Genomic DNA, 21,266 nt, shown 5'->3' with positions numbered 1-21,266 from the left:
GAGGGGACGTCATGGTGGGATGGCCCGGAGCGGGCGGGAGGAAGCCAGGCAGATGCCGGCAGGGGTTGATCAGGCCGCTTCGAACGCGCCGCGCAACCACTGTTGCGATATCGCCCCGACCGGGCCGTCATAGCTCACCACGTCGAATCGGCACACCAGCTTCGCGTGTTGCGGATGCGCGGCCAGCCATTGCTGCGCGGCGAGGATCAGTTTGGCCTGCTTGGTCGGCGTGACCGATGCGGCGGCGTCGCCGTGGGTGGCGCTTTTGCGGTAGCGCACTTCGACGAAGACGATGGTTTGCTTTTCGCGCATCACCAGGTCGAGTTCGCCGTGGCGGGTGGTGTAGTTCGCCGCGAGGCAGGCAAGACCGGCGCGTTCGAGTTCGGCGCGGGCGCGTTGCTCGAAGACGTCGCCGGCGGCGCGCATCAGTAGTTGGCGGGCTGGCTGGCGGGCGTGGAGGTGCTGCTGGCGGGTGCGGGCGCGTCACTGACGGGCGGCACGGTGACCGGTACCTCGTCCATCTGCAGGCTGCCGCCTAACGGCCGGGCCAGGCCACCCTGGAACTTGGCCCAGATCAGCACGCGCCGCACCCTTCCGAACTGGTCGGCGGTGAGCTGGCCGCTGGCACCGGGCAGGTAGCTGCCGGGGTGCTGGCGCAACCAGTCGAGGTACGGCACCAGGTTCCACGCATCCATGCCGAACGCGAACAGCCGCGCGGCGCCGCCGCGGGCGGTGGGCAGCAGATTGGCCACGTCGTCGTGGCGAGGCAGGCCGGATTGGGCATCGAACAGCCACGGCGCGTCGCAGAATTCCACGCCGTCCAGATCGCCGTTGGCACTGGTGTCGTCCACGCCGGCGTAGACGTGCGAGGTGGCGAAGATCGGCAGGGTGACGTTGGCGATCTTCAACTGTGGCACCAGCAGGCGTGCCTGGGCGGGCCGCATGCTGATGAAGATGCCGGTGTCGCTGACGGGCGCCGGCAGGGTGGTGATGGTGGTGTCGTCAGTGGTGGTCGGGTTGGCGACAGGAGTAGCTGGCGTACCGGCGCCGGGAATCTTGAGGCCGGTGATGGCATCGGTATAGGTCACCGAGCCGCCGGGCAGGGTGGTGCGGCCGGACACGTCGCCGCCGTGGGATTCCAGCTCGGCCTTGAACGCGCTGGCCGCGCGCTGGGCAAAGTCGTCGTCGGAGGTCAGCACGTAGGCATGGTGGATTCCACGTTCGACCATGTGGTCGGCAGCTTGCGCGCCTTCGGTTTCCGGCAGCAGGCCGAATTCGCTGACATCGCCGGCGGGCAGCTGTTTGTCGTCGGGGTGGTTCAGCGCCAGCAGCGGCACCGGCAGCGGCGATTGGGCGAATACGGCCGCCACTTCGGTGCGTGTCAGTGGGCCCACGACCAGCTGTGCGCCATCGCTGACGGCCTGTTGATAGGCTTTCACGGCGCCGTCGGGGCTGCCCAGGCTGTCATAGACCCGCACGCTGGGTCGTGGCGCATGGTTGCGCGCCGCGTCGAGGTAGGCCGCGAAGAAACCCTGGCGGATCGCGCTGCTGGCTGCCGCGTAGTTGCCATTGGCGGGCAGCAGCAAGGCCAGGTGCGCGGGGACTTTGTAGCCTTCGCGAACGTTGGCATCGGCCCCCGGCAACAGGGTGCCGACCGGTTGTTGCAGGGTCGGCTGCGGACGGGCCACGGCCACGCCGAGCTGGCTCAGCGCCTCATTGACCCACGGCAGCATGCGGCTACCCGGCTGCATCGCGGATGCGCGGCGCTGCAGCGGCCCCACGCCGAGTTGGGTGAGCAGGTCGAGGATCTGCTGGCGGTTCTGGCTCTGGTCGAGGCCGGTCAGCCGCGTATCCATCCCCACCCGCGTACGCGCACTGCCCCAGCGATCGCCGCTGGCGGCCATGGCACGCGCGCGCAGTTCCAGCAGTCGCGTCAGGTAGGCATCGGGCGCGCCCATGCTCGGGTGCAGGGTGATCTGCAGTGCGGTTGCCGCATCGTTGCGCTCCAGCGCCAGTTCGGCCTGCAACAGGTCCAGGCGAAACGGTTCGTCACCGCGCAAACGCCGCCGGTTGATGGCCGCAAGGGTGGGGGCGGCCTGTGTGATGTGGCCGTCCTGGCGCCAGGCTTCGGCGGCCAGCAGGCGATACTCATCGGCGCGCCCCGGTGACTGCGCGGCCAGCGCGAGGTAGGCCTGTGCGGCCTGGTCGAACTGCCCGCGCTGTGCCAGCGCATTGGCGCTTTGTGCCGCGGCGGTTTCCTCCGGCGTGCGCTGCACGTTGCCGGGTACGCAGGCGCTCAAGGCCAGCGCCGCCAGCAGGCAGAATCCGGCGGCGCGAATCGGGCGCATGAGGTGCATGGGAGGTCCCTTGTTCGTCATGGTCGGCAATGCGCGATCATAGCCGATCGTATTCGCGCGACCCACGGCGCAGGAGCTTCCCCGATGTCAGCAATTCAACCCGCATGCCTGTGGGTGGTGGCCACCCCGATCGGCCATCGCGATGATTTGTCCGCCCGCGCCATCGAGACCTTGCGCGCGGTGGCGGTGATCGCGGCCGAAGACACCCGCCACAGCCGGCCGCTGCTGCAACACCACAATGTGGCGACGCCACTGGTGGCCTTGCATGAGCACAACGAGCGCGAGGTGGTGGATGCCATCGTGCAGCGGATGCAGGGCGGAGAATCCGTCGCGCTGATTTCCGACGCAGGCACACCGTTGATCAGCGACCCCGGTTTCAGGCTGGTGCGCGCGGCGCGGGCGGCCGGCATCCGCTGCATTCCGGTGCCGGGTGCGTGCGCGGCCATCGCGGCGTTGTCGGTGGCGGGCCTGCCCAGTGACCGGTTCGTGTTCGAGGGTTTCCTGCCATCGAAAGCCGCCGCACGGCGCAGTCGTTTGCAGGAACTGGCGAGCGAGACGCGCACGCTCATCTTCTATGAATCGTCGCATCGCGTGGCCGAGAGCCTGGCCGACATGCGCGACGTGTTTGGTGCCGAGCGCGAGGCGGTGCTGGCGCGCGAACTGACCAAGATGTTCGAGACCGTGCTGGGCGAGCCGCTGGCGGAACTGGCCGCGCACGTCGCCACCGACCCCGACCAGCAGCGTGGCGAGCATGTGATCGTGGTGGCCGGTCGCGGCGAGGAAGCGGACGCGAAGCTGGCCGAGGGACGGCGCATTTTTGCCATCCTGCGCGAGGAACTGCCGCCGGCGAAAGCGGCGAAATTGGCGGCGGCGATCAGCGGTGCACCGCGCAAGCTGCTGTACCAGGAGTCAGGGAATGGGGAATAGGGAATAGGGAGTCGGAAAAGCCGCGCCGCCGCTCTTCCTATTCCCCATTCCCCATTCCCTACTCCCGGCCAGCTACACTGGCTCTTGGAGTCGGCCGGACAGTCGCGTCGCGCGCAAGCGCATCGAGGAAAGTCCGGGCTCCACAGGGCAGAGTGCCAGGTAACTCCTGGGCAGCGTGAGCTGACGGCCAGTGCAACAGAGAGCAGACCGCCGAACGGCATCTTCGGATGTGCGTGGTAAGGGTGAAAGGGTGCGGTAAGAGCGCACCGCGTACGGGGCCAACGTCGTACGGCACGGTAAACCCCACTCGGAGCAAGACCAAATAGGGGAACGATAACGCGGCCCGCGTTGTTCCCGGGTAGGTTGCTGGAGCCAGGCGGCGACGCCTGGCCGAGAGGAATGACTGTCGCGTCGCAAGACGTACAGAACCCGGCTTACAGGCCGACTCCACCTCTCTTTTACCCGATAGGCCGCCGGTGCGTGGGTTCACGCGCCGGCGGCTTGTTGTGTGAACGCCGATTCATCCCCGATCCCCCGGGAAACCCCGCAACGGCGCCGATTCGGCCCGAAAGGGGTGGCGACTCCTGATAAGAAAACTCCCTGCATTCAACCACCTTGCCGGTATAGCTCACAAAGTCCTGCATGTGCGGTCAGCATTCTGCCTTTACTCCTTGATTCACAAGCGAAATTCCCTTGACAGTCTCATAGGGCGAGACTATCGTGGGTTCCTGTGTGAAATCGTGGGTTTTAGTGGAGTTCTGACACCGTGTTCCAGGGCGAGACCGCCATCACCGTCGACGACAAGGGCCGCCTGGCCATTCCGACCGCGTATCGGGAACAGGTGGCGGGCGAGTGTGGCAACCGTCTGGTGATCACCTACAACCCGTTCGATGAAGGCTGCCTGTGGCTGTTCCCGTATGCCGAATGGGAGCGCGTGCGCGACTCGGTCAATGCGCTCCCCAGCGTCCGGGCCCAGCACCGCAACCTGCAACGCAAGCTGGTGGGTGCGGCGGCCGTGGTCGAACCGGATGGCGCCGGACGCATCCTGCTGCCCGCCAGTCAGCGCACCACCACCGGCATCGAGAAAAAGGCGGTGCTGCTGGGCATGGGCGACAAGTTCGAGTTGTGGAGCGAACAGGAGCACCTCAAGACAACCCGCCAGACGATCGGCGAGGACGACATCACAGACGAAATGGCCGAACTGCGCCTGTAAGCGGGCGCGGCAACACACGTGGGATGAGGGCGGGAGTGCGGCATGGCCGAGCGAGTTTTGCGGCACATCCCGGTGATGCTGGGCGAAGCGGTGGAGGGTCTGTCCGTGCGTTCTGACGGGCGTTATCTCGACGGAACCTTTGGACGCGGCGGTCACGCCCGCGCCGTGCTGTCGCGCCTGGGCCCCGACGGTCGGCTGCTGTTGATGGATCGTGACCCGCAGGCGATCGCCGCGGCGCAGGCCGAGTTCGCCGCCGATCCGCGCGTGTCCATCCGCCACGCCAACTTCTCCAGCCTGGCCGAGTGGGACGAAACCGCCGCCGGGCTCGATGGCGTGCTGCTCGACCTGGGCGTGTCTTCGCCGCAGCTGGACGAGGCCGCGCGCGGTTTCAGTTTCATGGCGGATGCCCCGCTGGACATGCGCATGGACACCAGCTGCGGCGAAAGCGCGGCCGAATTCCTGGCCCACGCCAGCGAGCGCGAGATCATGGATGTGCTGTGGAATTTCGGCGAGGAGCGCCACGGCCGGCGCATCGCCCGTGCCATCGTGGCCGATCGCGACGCCACGCCGTTCACCCGCACCGGCCAGCTGGCGGCGTTGTGCGAACGCGTGGTGGGTCGGCGCGAGCCGGGCAAGCATCCGGCCACGCGCACGTTCCAGGCGCTGCGCATCCGCGTCAACGGCGAGCTTGATGCGTTGCACGACGGGCTCGATGCCGCGCTGTCGCGGCTCAATCCGGGCGGACGTCTGTCGGTGATCAGCTTCCATTCGCTGGAGGATCGCGCGGTCAAGCAGTTCATCCGCGACCAGTCCGGTCGCGTGCAGAACTCCCGCCGCGGCCCGCCGGTGCAGGCCGCGCCCGCACGCCTGACGGCGGTGGGCAAGGCGCAGTTCCCCTCGGCAGAAGAGTTGTCGGCCAACCCGCGTTCGCGTTCGGCGGTGCTGCGCGTGGCCGAAAAGCTGGCGGAGGAAGGCGCATGAAGGCTGTCGGCGCCATCGCCACCCTGCTGTTGCTGGTTGCCGTGCTGGCCAGCGCGTTGGGCGTGGTGTGGACGCGTCACGAAAGCCGCGTGCTGTTCGTCAGCCTCACGGCGCTGCAAAACCAGCGCGACGAGCTGAACATCGAGTTCGGCAAGCTGGAGCTGGAGCAGGCGACCAAGGCCGACCCCAGCCGCATCAATGCCGAGGCGCGGGAGAAGCTCGGCATGGTCGATCCGCGTCCGCAAGATGTCAGGTTGCTGCGCTGATGGGCTGGCGCAATCACATTGCCGCACCGCAAGGCCGCCGCCACGCGGCCGGCCCCAGCGCACGCAAGCGCATGCTGATCGTGGTGGGCCTGCTGAGCCTCAGCGGGCTGGGGCTGGTGGCGCGCGCGTTCGACCTGCAGGTGGTGCGCAAGGCGTTCTACCAGCGTCAGGGCGACGCCCGCTTCCTGCGCGAAATGCCGATCCCGGTGTCGCGCGGCACCATTTTCGATCGCAACGGCGCGCCGCTGGCGGTATCCACGCCGGTCACCTCGATCTGGGCCAATCCGCCGGAAGTGCTGGCCAATGAAGAGCGCATTCCCGCGCTGGCGCGGGCGCTGGGCGTCGATGCCGCCGAGCTGAAAAACAAGCTGGCACAGCGCTCCGAGCGCGAGTTCGTGTACCTGCGCCGGCAGATGGCACCGGAAGCGGCGCAGGCCGTGCTGGATCTGGGCATCCCGGGCATCAATGGCCAGCGCGAGTTCAAGCGCTATTACCCGTCGGGCGAGCTGACCGCGCACGTGCTCGGCTTCACCAATATCGACGATCACGGCCAGGAAGGGCTGGAGCTGGCGTACGACGACTGGCTCTCGGGCAAGCCCGGCGCCAAGCGCGTGATCCGCGACCGCATGGGCCACGTGGTGGAAGACGTGGAGCAGGTGCGCGCGCCCAAGCCGGGGCAGAGTCTCACGCTGAGCATCGACCGGCGCATCCAGTTCCTCGCCTTCAACGAGCTGAAGAACGCGCTGGAGAAATTCGAGGCCGACTCCGGCTCGATGGTGGTACTCGACGCGCGCAACGGCGAAGTGCTGGCGATGGTCAACCTGCCGTCCTACAACCCCAACGCGGTCAACGACAGCAAGCCGGGCCAGCGGCGCAACCGCGCGATGACCGACCTGCTCGAACCCGGTTCGACGATCAAGCCGATCCTGATGGCGGCGGCGCTGTCCAGCGGCCAGTACACGCCCACGACGCCGATCATCGACACCACCGGTGGGCACTGGTATTTCCAGGGCCACGACATTCACGACACGCACAACTATGGCTTGTTGACGCCCACCGGCGTCATCACCAAATCCAGCAACGTGGGCGCGGCGCGCATCGCGATGTCGCTGGATACCACGTTGATGTACGACACCTATCGCGGCTTCGGTTTCGGCAACAGCACCGAGAGCGGCTTTCCCGGCGAAGCCTCCGGCTTGCTGCGCATCGGCCGTGACTGGCGGCCGTTGGAAAAGGCCATCCTCGGTTACGGCTACGGGCTCAACGTGACCGTGCTGCAGCTGGCCAACGCCTACGCCACCATCGCCGACGGCGGGCTGATGCACACGCCCGCGTTCATCAAGGACAACGACGGTCCCACCAAGCAGATCATCTCGCCGAAAGTGGCGCACGAGCTGGTGCGCATGATGGAGACGGTGACAGGGCCGGGCAGCACGGCGCCGCAGGCACGCATCCCCAATTACAGCGTGGCGGGCAAGACGGGCACGGCGCACAAGGCCAACGCCGGCGGCTACTCCAAGAGCAACTACACCGCCGCGTTCGCCGGCATCGTGCCCGCGTCGAACCCGCGGCTGGTCGGCGTGGTGGTGATCGACAACCCGCAGAAGCGCAGCTACTACGGCGGCATGGTGTCCGCGCCGGTGTTCGCCAAGGTGATGGAAGGCGCATTACGGCTGCTGGATGTGCCGCCGGATAATGTGGGGCGCTGGTATGTGGGCGGCCCGCTGCAGGGCACCGGTGGCCTGGCCGGCAGCAACCCACCGGTCGATGCGCCGATCGATGACGCACCCATCGACGAGGGCGCGCCATGACCGTGCATCGTCTCGACCGCCTGCTGCTGGGCATTGGCGATGCGGCGCTGGCGCAAGTAGCCGGCGCCCGTGAGCTTTCGATCGCCGGGCTCGCCATCGACTCGCGCCAGATCGTGCGCGGCGACGCCTTCGTCGCCTTGCGCGGCACGCAGACGCATGGCATCCGCTTCGCCCCCGTCGCCGCGCAGCGCGGCGCCTCGGTGGTGCTGGCCGAGGCACCGGTACCGGCCGACATCGGCACCTCTTCGCAGGTGATCGAAGGCGTGCCGGTGGTGTGGATCGACAACCTCGCCTCGCAGGTCGGCGAGATCGCCGCGCGCTTCTACGAGCGCGCCAGCGAAGCGATGCGCGTGGTGGGCGTCACCGGTACCAATGGCAAGACGTCGTGCGTGCAGATGCTGGCGCAGGCGCTGAGTTTTCTCGGCCATCGCAGCGCCACCATCGGCACGCTCGGCGCCGGCGTGCACGGGCAATTGCACGAGGGCGAGCGCACCACGCCCGATGCGGTGGCCGTGCATCGGCTGCTGGCGGAATTCCGCGACGCGGGCGTAAGCCATGTGGCGATGGAAGTGTCCTCGCACGCGCTGGCGCAGCATCGCGTGGCCGCGGTGGATTTCGACGTGGCCGCCTTCACCAACCTGACCCGCGACCATCTGGACTACCACGGCGACATGGCGTCGTACGGCGCGGCCAAGGCCTTGTTGTTTGCGTGGCCCAGCCTGCGCGCCGCCGTGATCAATCTCGACGATGCGTTCGGTCCCGAACTGCTGGCGCGGCTTGATGGCGCCGTGCAGCCGCTGCGTACCAGCATGGCCGACAATGCGGACGCCGATGTCGCCGCCAGCGCCATCGTCACCTCGTCCAACGGGCTCAGTTTCGAGCTGCGCACGCCGTGGGGTGCCGCGCCCGTCAAGAGTCCGCTGCTGGGCCGTTTCAACGTGGCGAACCTGCTCACGGTGGCCGGTTGCCTCGGTGCGCTGGGTGAGCCGTTCGAGCGCATCGTCGCTGCACTCGAAAACCTGCAGCCGGTGCCCGGCCGCATGAGCCGCCTCGGCGGGCAGGGCGATCTGCCGCTGGTGGTGGTGGATTATTCGCACACTCCCGACGCGCTGGAGCAGGCGTTGACCGCGCTGCGCGCGCATTGCGCCGGCCGCCTGATCTGCGTGTTCGGCTGCGGCGGCGAGCGCGATGCCGGCAAGCGTCCGCTGATGGGCGAGATCGCGGCACGGCTGGCCGACGTGGCCATCGTCACCGACGACAACCCGCGCGGCGAAAACGGCGACGCCATCGTGGCGCAGATCGTGGCCGGCATGCCTGAGGGCACGACGATCGAACGCGACCGGGCCGCGGCCATCGCTCTCGCGCTGCGCGACGCGCACGCCGGCGACGTGGTGCTGATCGCCGGCAAGGGCCACGAGCCCTACCAGGAAGACGCCAGCGGCAAGCATCCCTTCGACGACATGGCCGTGGCGCGAGCCGCGCTGGAACGCCGGGAGCCGCACGCATGATGTCCGCGAGCACCATCGCCATGTGGACCCACGGCCGCCTGCACGGCGCCGATGCCAAAGTCACCGGCGTGGTCATCGACACGCGCCGGGTGAAGCCCGGCGACCTGTTTGTGGCGATCAAGGGCGATCGCGTCGATGGCCATGACTACCTGGCCGACGCAGCCGCCCGCGGCGCCGTGGCCGCCATGGTGACGCACAAGCTGGAGCATGATCTGCCGCAAATCGTGGTCGACGACAGCGCACTGGCCCTGGGCGACCTGGCCAGTGCCGTGCGGGCGCAGCGCGACGTGCGGGTGGTGGGTATCACCGGTTCCAACGGCAAGACCACCGTCAAGACGCTGACCGCCTCGATCCTGTCACGGCATGGCCGCACTCATGTCAGCGCGGGTAATTACAACAACGAACTGGGGCTGCCGCTGAGCCTGCTGGCGATGCCGCTCGACACCCAGTTCGCCGTGCTGGAAATGGGCGCCGGCAAGCCGGGCGACATCGCCTACCTGGCGGCCATCGCGCGGCCCGATGTCGGCGTGGTCAACCTGATCGCGCCGGCGCATCTGGAGCGCATGGGCAGCATCGAAGGCGTGGCCGAAACCAAGGGCGCGCTGTATCAGGCCCTGCCCGCCGATGGCGTGGCGATCGTCAATGCCGACGATGCCTTCGCCAGCTTCTTCGACGGCCTGGCCGGTGGTCGCAAGCTGCTGCATTTCGGGCTGGATCATGCGGCCGACGTGAGCGCCCGGATCCTGGAGCAGCGCCCGGACGGGTCGCGTTTCGTGCTGCAGACGCCGGCTGGCGAGGCCGAGGTTTCGCTGCCGCTGCCCGGTCGCCACAACATCGCCAATGCGCTGGCCGCCAGTGCCATCGCGCTGGCGCTGGAGGTGCCGCTGGCCACCATCGTGGCGGGGCTGCAGACGGCCGAGGGCGTGCCCGGCCGGCTTCGCCGCGAGCTGACGTCCGGCGGCTGGACCGTGATCGACGACAGCTACAACGCCAACCCCAGCTCGATGCGGGCAGCGATCGACACGCTGCTGCTGGCCGGGGGCGAGCGCTGGCTGGTGCTGGGCGACATGGCGGAACTGGGCGCCGATGCGCGCGCCCTGCACGCCTCGGTCGGGCAACGTGCGCGCGAGCGCGGCGTGGAGCGGCTGTTCGCGGTCGGCCCGCTGGGCGCGGCCACGGTCGAGGCGTTCGGCGACGGTGCGACGCATTTCATCGACAAGCCCGCGCTGATCGCGGCGCTGCGCTCGCAATTGCATCCGGGCGTCACCTGTCTGGTGAAGGGTTCGCGCTCGGCCGGCATGGAACAGGTGGTGGTGGCGCTGGGGCAGCCTCCGGGCGCACCCGGCCCGGCGCAGGAGGGCACGTCCGATGTTGTATGAATTGGCCGAATGGATGTCGCGCCACTTCGTGGCGCCGCATCTTTTCCAGTACATCACCTTCCGCACGATCATGGCCGCGCTCACCGCGCTGGCGGTGTCGCTGCTGCTGGGTCCGGCGTTGATCCGCAAGCTGAGCGCGCTGAAGGCCGGCCAGGTGGTGCGCAGCGACGGTCCGCAGACGCACCTGGTCAAGGCCGGCACGCCGACCATGGGCGGGGTGATGATCCTGCTGTCGGTGAGCGTCGCCACGCTGCTGTGGGCCGACCTGCGCAACCGCTACGTGTGGGTGGTGCTGGCGGTGATGCTGACCTTCGGCGTGATCGGGTTCTACGACGACTACCGCAAGCTGGTGCTGAAGGACAGCCGCGGGCTGGCCAGCCGCTGGAAGTATTTCTGGCAGTCCGTCTTCGGCCTCGGCGCCGCGCTGTTCCTGTACTACACCGCACCCCACGCGACCGGCGCGCTGCCGGTGGCGGAGACCGCGTTGTACGTGCCGCTGTTCAAGCACGTGGTGCTGCCGATGGGGCTGTTCTTCGTGGTGGTGGCGTATTTCATGATGGTGGGCTTCTCCAACGCGGTGAACCTCACCGACGGCCTGGATGGCCTGGCCGTGATGCCGACGGTGCTGGTGTCCGGCGCGCTGGGCGTGTTCGCCTACCTGGCCGGCAACAAGGTGTTCTCCGAATACCTGGGCATTCCGTCCATCCCCGGCGCAGGCGAGCTGGCGATCTTCACCGGCGCGCTGTCGGGCGCGGGGCTGGGCTTCCTGTGGTTCAACACGTACCCCGCGCAGGTGTTCATGGGCGACGTGGGCGCGCTGGCGATGGGCGCGGCGCTGGGTTGCGTGGCGGTGATCGTGCGCCAGGAAATCGTGCTGCTGGTGATGGGCGGCGTGTTCGTGATGGAAACGGTGTCGGTGATGTTGCAGGTGGCCAGCTTCAAGCTCACCGGCAAGCGCATCTTCCGCATGGCACCGATCCATCACCACTTCGAACTGAAAGGCTGGCCGGAGCCGCGGGTGATCGTGCGCTTCTGGATCATCTCGGTAGTGCTGGTGCTGATCGGCCTTGCCACGTTGAAGGTGCGGTGATGGCCGGGAATAGGGAATCGGGAATGGGGAATCGGAACGGCACGTGCGCGCCGGTGCGTAGTGTCGTGCGTGCTTGTACCTATTCCCCATTCCCTATTCCCCATTCCCGGCTTGCGGAGCAGGCCCATGTTTGACACCACCCAGGCAAAACGGCGACACGGCCCGCGCGGCAGCTTCGATCTGCTGTTGCTGATTGCGCTGGTTGCGCTGGCCAGCATCGGCGTGGTGATGGTGGCGTCCAGTTCGATCTCGGTGGCCGACAGCCAGCACCTGGGGGCGTTCTATTACCTGAAGCGGCATCTGGTGTTTCTCAGTCTGGGGCTGCTGGCGGCGGGCGTGGCCATGCGCACCGAGATGAAGCTGCTGGAGAAATTCGCGTTTCCGCTGCTGGCGCTGGCGTTCGTCTTGCTGCTGGCGGTGTTCGTGCCGCACCTGGGCATGCGCATCAATGGCGCGCGGCGCTGGCTGAACCTGCTGGTGACCACGTTCCAGCCGGTGGAAGCGGTGAAGCTGATCCTGGTGGTGTACATCGCCAGCTATCTGGTGCGTCACCGCGAGAATGTGGAAACGCGCTTCCTGGGCCTGTTCAAGCCGGTGGTGGTGGCGGGGCTGATCGTGCTGCTGCTGCTGGCGCAACCGGATTTCGGCTCGGCCACGCTGGTGATCGCGGTGACCATCGCGATGGTCTGGCTGGGCGGCGCGCGGCCGATCTTCCTGTTCCTGATGGGGCTGCCGCTGATGCCGCTGCTGTACATCGCGGCCACTGGCGAGAGCTACCGCATGAAGCGCCTGACCTCGTTCATGGATCCGTGGAAGGACCCGTTCAACGACGGCTTCCAGCTGACCCAGTCGCTGATGGCGATCGGTCGCGGCGAGTGGACCGGCGTGGGCCTGGGTTCCAGCGTGCTGAAGCTGTCGTACCTGCCCGAGGCGCATACCGATTTCATCTTCGCGGTGATCGGCGAGGAGCTGGGCCTGGCCGGCGTGGCGCTGGTGATCGGCCTGTTTGCATTGGCGGTGGGGCGTGGACTTTATCTGGGCCTCAAGGGCGTGGAAGTCGGCCAGCGCTTCGCCGGCTACGTGGCGTTCGGCACCTCGCTGATGCTGGCGATGCAGGCGATCGTGTCGGTGGGCGTGAACCTCGGCGCGTTGCCGACCAAGGGCCTGACCTTGCCGCTGATCAGCTACGGCGGCTCCTCGATGGTGCTGACCTGCGCCATGGCCGGCGTACTGCTGCGCGCCACGTTCGAGATCAACCGCGCGCTGGATGCTCGGCACATGGCCACCCGGATGCCGGCGGCGGTGACCGCCGTCGATGCGAATGCCGCGGCGGTTCCGCGCGAGCAGGTGGCGGCATGAGTATCTACGGGAATCGGCAATCGGGAATCGGGAATGGCCAAGACGCGCCGCGCCCGGCTTTTACCGATTCCCCATTCCCCATTCCCGATTCCCGTCCCGTGCTGATCATGGCCGGCGGCACCGGCGGCCACATTTTTCCGGGCCTGGCCGTGGCGGAAACGCTGCGTGGGCAGGGCGTGCCGGTGATGTGGCTGGGGGCAGCCGGCGGTATGGAAACCCGTGTGGTTCCTGCCCACAACATCCCGCTGCACACGGTGGCGGTACGCGGGCTGCGCGGCAAGGGCTGGAAGGCCCGCCTGCTGGCGCCGGCGATGCTGCTGCAGGCCTTGTTCGCTTCGCTGGCGTTGCTGCGGCGGATCCAGCCGCGCAGCGTGTTGTCGATGGGCGGCTACGTGGCCGGTCCCGGAGGTTTGGCGGCGTGGCTGTTGCGGCGGCCGTTGCTGGTGCACGAACAGAACCGCGTGGCCGGCTTCACCAATCGCAAACTGGCCAGCATGGCTCGCCGCGTGCTGACCGGTTTTGCCGATGCGCTGCCGCAGGCCGAATGGGTGGGCAACCCGGTGCGCCAGGCGATCGCCCAACTGCCGCCGCCCGCCGCGCGCATGGCGCAGCACCGGGATGCGCCGCGGTTGCTGGTGCTGGGCGGCAGCCTGGGCGCGCGGGCATTGAACCTGGCGCTGCCGCAGGCGCTGGCCCGACTCGACCCGTCGCAGCGGCCCGACGTGCTGCACCAATGTGGCGCGCGCGGCATCGACGAGACCAATGCGGCCTATGCCGAGGCCGGCATCCGCGCGCAGGTGGTGCCATTCATCGAAGACATGGCGGCCAGTTACGCCTGGGCCGATCTGGCGGTTTGCCGCGCCGGCGCGCTGACTCTGGCCGAACTGTCGGCGGCCGGGCTGGGTTCGGTGCTGGTGCCGTTTCCGCACGCGGTGGACGACCACCAGACCCGCAATGCCGACGTACTGGTGCAGGCCGGCGCCGCCGTGTTGCTGCCGGAATCCGATCTGAAAGGGAACAGCTTGAACGTAGAACTTCTGGCGCAGCAGCTCGCTGCGCTACTTGGCGACCGCAGCCGCTTGCTGGCGATGGCCGAATCCGCCCGCACGCTGGCCAAACCCGACGCGGCCGCGGCCATCGCCCGCGCCTGCCTGGAGGTGGCGGCATGACCCCGCGCCGGCTCTCCGCCAACGAGGATTTGATGAGCACCTTCCGCCGGGTGCACTTCATCGGCATCGGTGGTGTGGGCATGAGCGGCATTGCCGAGGTGCTGCACAACCTGGGCTACGCCGTGTCCGGCTCCGATCGCAACCCGTCGCCTACCGCGCTGCGGCTGCAAGGCATGGGCATCACGGTGCACATCGGTCATGCGGCGAGCAACCTCGGTGACGCCGACGTGGTGGTCACTTCCAGCGCGATCCCGCAGGACAACCCCGAATTGCTGGCCGCCCGCGAGGCGCGCATCCCGCTGGTGCCGCGCGCGGAAATGCTGGGCGAGCTGATGCGTTTCCGCCGTGGCGTGGCCATCGCCGGCACCCACGGCAAGACCACCACCACCAGCCTCACCGCCAGCGTGCTGGCCGAGGCCGGCTACGATCCCACCTTCGTGATCGGCGGCCAGTTGAACGCGGCCGGCGCCAACGCGCGGCTGGGCACTGGCCAGTACCTGGTGGCCGAGGCCGACGAGTCCGATGGCTCGTTCCTGCTGCTGTCGCCGATCATCGCGGCGGTCACCAATATCGACGCCGACCACCTGGAAAACTACGGCGGCGATTTCGCCCTGGTGAAGAAGGCGTTTGCCGATTTTCTGCATCGGCTGCCGTTCTACGGGTTGGCCGTGCTGTGCGTGGACGACGCCGAAGTGCGCGAGCTGGCCGGCCGCACCACCCGCCGGGTGATGACCTACGGCATCGAATCGCAGGACGCCGACGTGCGCGCCAGCGCGCTGCGCCAGAGTGGCTTCGAGATGCATTTCAACCTGCACCTGCCGGGTCGCGACGAAGCCTTGCCGGTGATGCTGAACCTGCCCGGGCGCCACAACGTGCTGAACGCGTTGGCGGCGGCGGCGATCGGCTGGCAGTTGGGGGTCGAGGCGGAAGCCATCGCGCACGCGCTGAGCAAGTTCCAGGGTGTGGGCCGGCGCTTCCATCGGCGTGGCGAGATCGCGCTCGATCAGGGTTCGGTCCTGCTGGTGGACGATTACGGCCATCACCCCAGCGAACTGGCGGCGGTGTTCGCCGCGGTGCGCGGCGGCTGGCCCGAGCGGCGGCTGGTGGTGGGTTTCCAGCCGCATCGCTACAGCCGTACGCGCGACCTGCTGGACGATTTCGCCAACGTGCTGGCCGAGGTCGACGTGCTGGTGCTGACCGATGTCTACGCCGCCGGCGAAGCACCGATCGCCGGTGCGGATGGCCGTGCGCTGGCGCGTGCGGTACGTGCGCGCGGAAAGGTCGATCCAGTGCTGGTCGATCACCCGCGCGAGTTCGCCGACACCTTGCCGGCGCTGCTGCGCGATGGCGACCTGCTGCTGCTTATGGGCGCCGGCGATATCGGCGCGGTGGCGGTCGAGCTGGGGCGGGCCGGTGAGCTGAGGACACGCAAATGAGCGCCACGCAACGCCATCGCATCGACAACCCCGCCGACTTCGGCCGCGTGGCCGTGGTGATGGGCGGCAGCTCCACCGAGCGCAGCGTGTCGCTGGATTCCGGCCGCAACGTACTGGCTGCGCTGCAGGCGCGCGGCGTCGATGCGCATGCCGTCGACGGCATTCCCGCCTTGCTGGACGCGCTGCGGGTCGGCCGGTTCGCCCGCGTGTTCAACATCCTGCACGGCCAGCACGGCGGCGGTGAGGACGGCGTGCTGCAGGGCGCACTGGAAGCCTCGAACGTGCCGTACACCGGCTCGGGCGTGCTGGGTTCCGCGTTGTCGATGGACAAGACACGCTCGAAGCGGGTGTGGCAGTCGCAGGGCCTGCCCACGCCGGCGTTCATGCCGCTGCCGCGCGGCGCCGACGTGCAGGCCGCGGCGCAGGCGATCGGCTTTCCGCTGATCGTGAAGCCGGCCTGCGAGGGTTCCAGCGTGGGCGTGAGCCGCGTGTTCGATGCCTCGCAGCTGGATCAGGCGGTGCAGTTGGCGACGCAGTATCCCGGCGATCTGTTGATGGAAACACTGATCGAAGGCGCCGAGCTGACCGTCAGCATCCTGGGTCGCGACGTGCTGCCCAGCATCCACATCGTGCCGAAGGCGCAGTTCTACGATTTCAACGCCAAGTACGTGGCCGAAGACACCCAGTACCTGTGCCCGGGCCTGGAAGGCGAGGCCGAAGCGTCGCTGCGCGCGCTGGCGTTGCAGGCCTTCGATGCGCTGGGCTGCAACGGCTGGGGCCGCGTCGACGTGATGCGCGATCGCCAGGGCCGCAACTGGCTGCTGGAAGTGAACACCGCCCCCGGCATGACCTCCCACTCGCTGGTACCCAAAGCCGCCGCCGCCGCCGGTATCGATTACCAGGAATTGTGCTGGCGCGTGCTGGAAACGAGCTTCGGACCCCACGCCGCCGGCTCTTCCGAATCCCGAATCCCGAATCCCAAATCCCGCGACTCCAACGGAGGCGCCCAGTGAAAAGCTCCGTCCGCCTGATCGCCTGGTGCCTGGCCATCGCCCTGGTGGCGCTGCCCATCGTGGGCGTGTTGCGCGGCTGGTTTGCGGCCGCGCGGTGGCCGGTGAACCATTTGACCGTGCAGGCGGAGTTCAAGCACGTGACGCCGGCGGAAGTGCGCGCCGCGGTATTGCCTGGCATCGGCCGCGGGTTTTTCGCGCTGAACCTGGACAACGTGCAGAAGGCCGTCGCCGCGCTGCCGTGGGTGGAGTCGGTGGAAGCGCGCAAGCGCTGGCCCGATACCTTGTCGCTGCGCATCTACGAGCGCCAGCCGTTCGCGCGCTGGAACGACAAGCGGCTGATCAGCCGCCAGGGCCTGGTGTTCGATGCGCCCGGTGCGGGTGACCTCGTCGCGTTGCCGCATCTGCAAGGCCCGGACGATCGGCTGGCCGAAGTGGTCAGCTTCTACGCGCAAACCCAGAAAGCCTTCGCCGGCAGCGGGCTGCGCATCAACGGCGTGGCGTTGAGCGAGCGCGGCAGCTGGAGCGTAAGCACCGCCGCCGGCGCGCGCATCGTGATCGGCGACCGCGAACAGGCTGGCCGCCGCTTGCGCCGTTTCCTCGATGTCTACCCGCAACTGATGGCCGGCCATACCGAGCCGTTTGCCTACGCCGATCTTCGTTACACCAATGGATTCGCCGTGCGCTGGCCGCAAGCGGCCCCCGCCAACGCTGGAGGTTCGCCCCCCACCATGAACATTTCCTCATGAAACCACGCAACGACAAGCAACTCGTCGTCGGGCTCGATATCGGCACCTCGAAAGTGGTGGCGATCGTCGGCGAATACGAAATCGGCGAGCCGATCACCGTGATCGGCATCGGCACCCACGTGTCGCGCGGCATGAAGCGCGGGTCGGTGGTCGACATCGAATCCACCGTGCACTCGATCCAGCGCGCGGTGGAGGAGGCCGAGCTGATGGCCGGCTGCGATATCCGCTCGGTCTACGCCTCCATCTCCGGCAGCCACCTGGAAACCCGCAACTCGCACGGCAACGCGGCCATCCGCGACCGCGAGGTGACCGTGGGCGACCTGGAGCAGGTGCTGGAAGCGGCCAGTGCGGTGGCGATCCCCGCCGACCGCAAGGTGCTCTACAAGGAGTCGCAGGAATACCGCATCGACGGCCAGGACGGCATCCGCTCGCCGGTGGGCATGAGCGGCGTGCGGCTGGAGGCGAACGTGCACCTGGTCACCGGCGCGGCCGCCGCGGTGCAGAACATCACCAAGTGCATCCAGCGCTGCGGGCTGTCGGTGGACGAGCTGGTGCCCTCGGCGCTGGCCAGCGCCAAATCCGTGCTCACCGACGACGAGCGCGAGTTGGGCGTGTGCCTGGTCGATATCGGCGCGGGTACCACCGACATCGCCATCTACACCCACGGCTCGATCCGCTTCACCGCCTCATTGCCGGTGGGCGGCGACAACGTCACCGGCGACATCGCCCAGGGCGTGCACACGCCGACCGCGCACGCCGAGGAAATCAAGATCAAGTACGCCTGCGCGCTGGCCGGCCTGGCGCACGCCGACGAAACCATCCAGGTGCCCAGCGTGGGCGACCGTCCGCCGCGCCGGCTGGCGCGGCAATCCCTGGCGCAGAGCGTGCAGGCCCGCTACGAGGAAATCTTCGAGATGGTGCAGGACCAGCTGCGCCGCTCCGGCTACGAGAACCTGGTGGCCGCCGGCGTGGTGCTGACCGGCGGCGCCTCGAAGATGGAAGGCGCGCTGGAACTGGCCGAGGAGATCTTCCACATGATGGTGCGCATCGGCGTGCCGCAGGAAATCAGCGGCCTGGGCGAAGTCGTCTCCAGCCCGCTGCACGCCACCGGCGTGGGCCTGCTGCTGCACGGCTCGCGCGCCGGCGGGGCCCGCGTCAGTCACCCGATGGGCGGCAGCGTGGGCGGCCTGGTCGGCAAATGGCGCAACTGGTTCACCAGGAATTTCTGAGGGGGCGCGGGACGCGCCACCGCGGGTGACGGATTCACCCACCCACCGCGAGACGGCAGGAGCCGTACTCACGGTTACAACGACAACAACTCTACGGAGAACGGGAAATGTTTGAAATGATCGAAAAACTCGCACCCAACGCGGTGATCAAGGTGATCGGTGTCGGCGGTGGCGGCGGCAATGCCGTGGCCCACATGCTCAACGCCAACATCGAGGGCGTGGAATTCATCGTCGCCAACACCGACGCCCAGGCCATGACCAGCTGCGGCTCGCGCACGCATCTGCAATTGGGCGGCAACGTCACCAAGGGCCTCGGCGCCGGCGCCAACCCGGAAGTCGGCCGGCAGGCCGCGCTGGAGGATCGTGAACGCATCGAGGCCATGCTGGAAGGCGCCGACATGGTGTTCATCACCGCCGGCATGGGCGGCGGCACCGGCACCGGCGCGGCTCCGGTGGTGGCGCAGCTGGCCAAGGAAAAGGGCATCCTCACCGTGGCTGTGGTCACCAAGCCGTTCCCGTTCGAGGGTCGTCGTCGCATGCAGGTGGCGCTGAAGGGCATCGAGGATCTGCAGCAGCACGTGGACTCGCTGATCACCGTTCCCAATGAAAAGCTGCTCAGCGTGCTGGGCCGCGAAGTCACCCTGCTGAACGCGTTCAAGGCCGCCAACGACGTGCTGCAAGGCGCCGTGCAGGGCATCGCCGACCTGATCACCGCCCCCGGCCTGATCAACGTCGACTTCGCCGACGTGCGCACCGTGATGTCGGAAATGGGCCTGGCCATGATGGGCACGGGCACCGCGTGCGGCGACGACCGCGCCCAGGCGGCCGCCGAGGCGGCGATCAAGAACCCGCTGCTGGAAGACGTCAACCTCAACGGCGCCTGCGGCATCCTGGTCAACGTGACGGCCGGCCCGAACCTCACCATGCGTGAATTCGACGAAATTGGGCGGGTTATCCACGATTTTGCCAGCGAAGACGCCACCGTGGTGATCGGCACCTCGATGGACCCGGAAATGAAGGACGACGTGCGCGTCACCGTGGTCGCCACCGGCCTGAACCGCGCCGCGGCATCGCGCCAGCCGATCCGTGCGGTCGAGACCCAGCAGCAGGTGCAGATGCGTCCGCGCCCCGTGGTGCTGCGTACCGGCACCGGCAACGAAGTGGTCGATTATGCGCAGCCTGACGTGGTGGCCGGTCACAACCGTGCCGATGCTGGTGCCACGCCGGCCCGCAACGCCGAGCCGAACATCGACTACCTCGACATTCCCGCTTTCCTGCGTCGCCAGGCTGACTGAGGTATCACATAGACTGAACAAATCTACGCACAGCTTGTCCATCTCAGCATTGCCTGGCGCCGGCTGTCCGCATCCGGCGCTGCAGCGTTGCGTCGTTGCGTTGTTGCCGCGCTGACTGATCGTCGTGCGGCCAAAGTCGGCGTGGGTTCACTGCGACAGGCGGATGGTGTCGGAGCATGTGCGATCAGGCGTATACGTCGCCACATGTCATTTGCTCCGGCGGCATGTCGCTGCGAACGGCTTCGTCGCCACTACCGAACGACGGCTTCGCGGATCGCTTTCCGCAGGGATGAAGGAATCATGAAGGCTTAATCAGACTGTACGGTTCGGTTTGCTTTTATCACAGGTTAAATCTGTGTTAGCATCCGCTCCCTGATTGGCTGCTACCTACACAGGTACCAACAAAAATGATCAAGCAGCGTACGCTCAAGAACATCATCCGGGCCACCGGCGTGGGTTTGCATACTGGCGACAAGGTCTACATGACCCTGCGCCCGGCTGCGCCGAATACGGGCATCGTGTTCCGTCGTACCGACCTCGAACCCCCGGTGGAAATCCACGCGCGACCCGACAATGTCGGTGACACGCGCCGGTCCACCACGCTGGCCAAGGGCGACGTGCGTGTTTCCACGGTGGAACACCTGCTCTCGGCCATGGCCGGGCTGGGCATCGACAATGCCTATGTCGACCTTTCCGCACCGGAAGTGCCGGTGATGGATGGCAGCGCCGGTCCGTTCGTGTTCCTGCTGCAATCGGCAGGCATCGAAGAGCAGAACGTCGCCAAGCGCTTCATCCGGATCAAGAAGCCGATCAAGGTGCAGGAAGGCGACAAATGGGCCAGCTTCACGCCGTTTGACGGTTTCAAGGTGGGCTTCTCGATCGACTTCAACCATCCGATCATCAGCAAGCGCACCTCGCGCGCCGAGATCGACTTCTCCACGACCTCGTTCGTGAAGGAAGTCAGTCGCGCCCGCACCTTCGGTTTCATGCGTGATATCGAGATGTTGCGCGAACACAACCTGGCGCTTGGCGCCTCGATGGACAACGCGGTGGTGCTGGATGACTACCGGGTGCTGAACGAGGACGGCCTGCGCTACGAGGACGAGTTCGTGAAGCACAAGATCCTCGATGCCATCGGTGACCTGTATCTGCTGGGTCACAGCCTGATCGGCGCCTACGACGCGCACAAATCCGGCCACGAACTCAACAACAAGCTGCTGCGCACGCTGATCGCCGACGCCTCGGCGTGGGAAGAAGTCAGCTATCAGGACGATCCGGCCACCTCGCCGATCTCCTACGCGCATCCGGCCCAGGCGATCTGACGCCACCACCCGGCTAACCCGGAAACACCCCAACGGCCCTGTCAGCCCCCTGACAGGGCCGTTTTCGCATGCGCCGCGCCCGCTCGTCGGCCGGGTCAGTTCACACTTTCGTGATCGACGAGGTGCTTGGCGGCGCAAACGCGTGCTATAAAACCCCTCGGCCGC

The 21,266-nt window shown here is 67.6% G+C and carries 18 protein-coding genes and 1 other RNA gene; 17 read left to right on the top strand and 2 right to left on the bottom strand.

The genetic code is table 11. The annotated features are described in order from the left end of the window. Positions 1-69: 69 nt before the first annotated feature. Together UU9_RS03000 and UU9_RS02995 are read right to left on the bottom strand one after the other, a co-directional pair. A complete protein-coding gene (locus tag UU9_RS03000) occupies positions 70-426 on the bottom strand; it encodes a YraN family protein (RefSeq protein ID WP_007080239.1) in 357 nt (118 codons plus the stop codon). Further along, positions 426-2,357 (bottom strand): penicillin-binding protein activator, encoded by a 1,932-nt coding sequence (locus tag UU9_RS02995; RefSeq protein ID WP_007080238.1) that lies wholly within the window; start codon positions 2,355-2,357, stop codon positions 426-428. The genes UU9_RS03000 and UU9_RS02995 overlap by 1 nt, the downstream gene beginning before the upstream one ends. An 84-nt stretch (positions 2,358-2,441) precedes the next feature. On the opposite strand from UU9_RS02995, the gene rsmI reads away from it, so the two are divergent. The 17 genes from rsmI (at position 2,442) to lpxC (ending at position 21,101) form a co-directional block, all read left to right on the top strand. Continuing rightward, a complete protein-coding gene (gene rsmI, locus UU9_RS02990) occupies positions 2,442-3,284 on the top strand; it encodes a 16S rRNA (cytidine(1402)-2'-O)-methyltransferase (RefSeq protein ID WP_007080237.1) in 843 nt (280 codons plus the stop codon). Positions 3,285-3,370: 86 nt separating this feature from the next. Then, positions 3,371-3,737, top strand: an RNA gene (gene rnpB, locus UU9_RS17215) — RNase P RNA component class A. A gap of 313 nt (positions 3,738-4,050) precedes the next feature. After that, on the top strand, positions 4,051-4,497 hold the full coding sequence (gene mraZ, locus UU9_RS02985) for a division/cell wall cluster transcriptional repressor MraZ (RefSeq protein WP_007080236.1): 447 nt from the start codon (positions 4,051-4,053) through the stop codon (positions 4,495-4,497). 42 nt (positions 4,498-4,539) lie between these two features. Beyond that, positions 4,540-5,478: a 16S rRNA (cytosine(1402)-N(4))-methyltransferase RsmH gene (rsmH, locus tag UU9_RS02980; RefSeq protein ID WP_007080235.1), complete on the top strand. Its 939-nt coding sequence runs from the start codon at positions 4,540-4,542 to the stop codon at positions 5,476-5,478. Beyond that, complete coding sequence (gene ftsL / locus UU9_RS02975; RefSeq protein WP_007080234.1) at positions 5,475-5,744, top strand: cell division protein FtsL; 270 nt, start codon at positions 5,475-5,477, stop codon at positions 5,742-5,744. The genes rsmH and ftsL overlap by 4 nt, the downstream gene beginning before the upstream one ends. Beyond that, positions 5,744-7,555: a peptidoglycan D,D-transpeptidase FtsI family protein gene (locus tag UU9_RS02970; RefSeq protein ID WP_007080233.1), complete on the top strand. Its 1,812-nt coding sequence runs from the start codon at positions 5,744-5,746 to the stop codon at positions 7,553-7,555. The genes ftsL and UU9_RS02970 overlap by 1 nt, the downstream gene beginning before the upstream one ends. Beyond that, complete coding sequence (locus UU9_RS02965; protein WP_007080232.1) at positions 7,552-9,063, top strand: UDP-N-acetylmuramoyl-L-alanyl-D-glutamate--2,6-diaminopimelate ligase; 1,512 nt, start codon at positions 7,552-7,554, stop codon at positions 9,061-9,063. The genes UU9_RS02970 and UU9_RS02965 overlap by 4 nt, the downstream gene beginning before the upstream one ends. After that, on the top strand, positions 9,060-10,442 hold the full coding sequence (locus UU9_RS02960; protein ID WP_007080231.1) for a UDP-N-acetylmuramoyl-tripeptide--D-alanyl-D-alanine ligase: 1,383 nt from the start codon (positions 9,060-9,062) through the stop codon (positions 10,440-10,442). The genes UU9_RS02965 and UU9_RS02960 overlap by 4 nt, the downstream gene beginning before the upstream one ends. Then, a complete protein-coding gene (gene mraY, locus UU9_RS02955; protein WP_007080230.1) occupies positions 10,432-11,532 on the top strand; it encodes a phospho-N-acetylmuramoyl-pentapeptide-transferase in 1,101 nt (366 codons plus the stop codon). Before UU9_RS02960 ends, mraY begins: the two co-directional genes overlap by 11 nt. A gap of 126 nt (positions 11,533-11,658) precedes the next feature. Continuing rightward, positions 11,659-12,891, top strand: a complete 1,233-nt coding sequence (gene ftsW / locus UU9_RS02950) for a putative lipid II flippase FtsW (RefSeq protein WP_007080229.1) — start codon at positions 11,659-11,661, stop codon at positions 12,889-12,891. A gap of 107 nt (positions 12,892-12,998) precedes the next feature. Further along, positions 12,999-14,060 (top strand): undecaprenyldiphospho-muramoylpentapeptide beta-N-acetylglucosaminyltransferase, encoded by a 1,062-nt coding sequence (gene murG / locus UU9_RS02945; RefSeq protein WP_040670116.1) that lies wholly within the window; start codon positions 12,999-13,001, stop codon positions 14,058-14,060. After that, positions 14,057-15,496 (top strand): UDP-N-acetylmuramate--L-alanine ligase, encoded by a 1,440-nt coding sequence (gene murC / locus UU9_RS02940; protein ID WP_007080227.1) that lies wholly within the window; start codon positions 14,057-14,059, stop codon positions 15,494-15,496. The genes murG and murC overlap by 4 nt, the downstream gene beginning before the upstream one ends. Next, positions 15,493-16,509, top strand: a complete 1,017-nt coding sequence (locus UU9_RS02935) for a D-alanine--D-alanine ligase (RefSeq protein ID WP_007080226.1) — start codon at positions 15,493-15,495, stop codon at positions 16,507-16,509. Before murC ends, UU9_RS02935 begins: the two co-directional genes overlap by 4 nt. After that, positions 16,506-17,255, top strand: coding sequence for a cell division protein FtsQ/DivIB (locus UU9_RS02930; protein WP_007080225.1), 750 nt, complete (start codon positions 16,506-16,508; stop codon positions 17,253-17,255). The genes UU9_RS02935 and UU9_RS02930 overlap by 4 nt, the downstream gene beginning before the upstream one ends. Then, positions 17,252-18,484, top strand: coding sequence for a cell division protein FtsA (gene ftsA / locus UU9_RS02925; RefSeq protein ID WP_007080224.1), 1,233 nt, complete (start codon positions 17,252-17,254; stop codon positions 18,482-18,484). The genes UU9_RS02930 and ftsA overlap by 4 nt, the downstream gene beginning before the upstream one ends. Positions 18,485-18,591: 107 nt before the next feature. Further along, positions 18,592-19,779, top strand: a complete 1,188-nt coding sequence (gene ftsZ / locus UU9_RS02920) for a cell division protein FtsZ (protein WP_007080223.1) — start codon at positions 18,592-18,594, stop codon at positions 19,777-19,779. 407 nt (positions 19,780-20,186) lie between these two features. Beyond that, on the top strand, positions 20,187-21,101 hold the full coding sequence (gene lpxC, locus UU9_RS02915) for a UDP-3-O-acyl-N-acetylglucosamine deacetylase (RefSeq protein ID WP_007080222.1): 915 nt from the start codon (positions 20,187-20,189) through the stop codon (positions 21,099-21,101). Positions 21,102-21,266: the final 165 nt, after the last annotated feature.

Origin of the sequence: Rhodanobacter fulvus Jip2, from assembly GCF_000264315.1 — a bacterium.
GTDB lineage: Bacteria > Pseudomonadota > Gammaproteobacteria > Xanthomonadales > Rhodanobacteraceae > Rhodanobacter > Rhodanobacter fulvus.
This window is presented reverse-complemented; position numbering and strand designations above follow the sequence as displayed.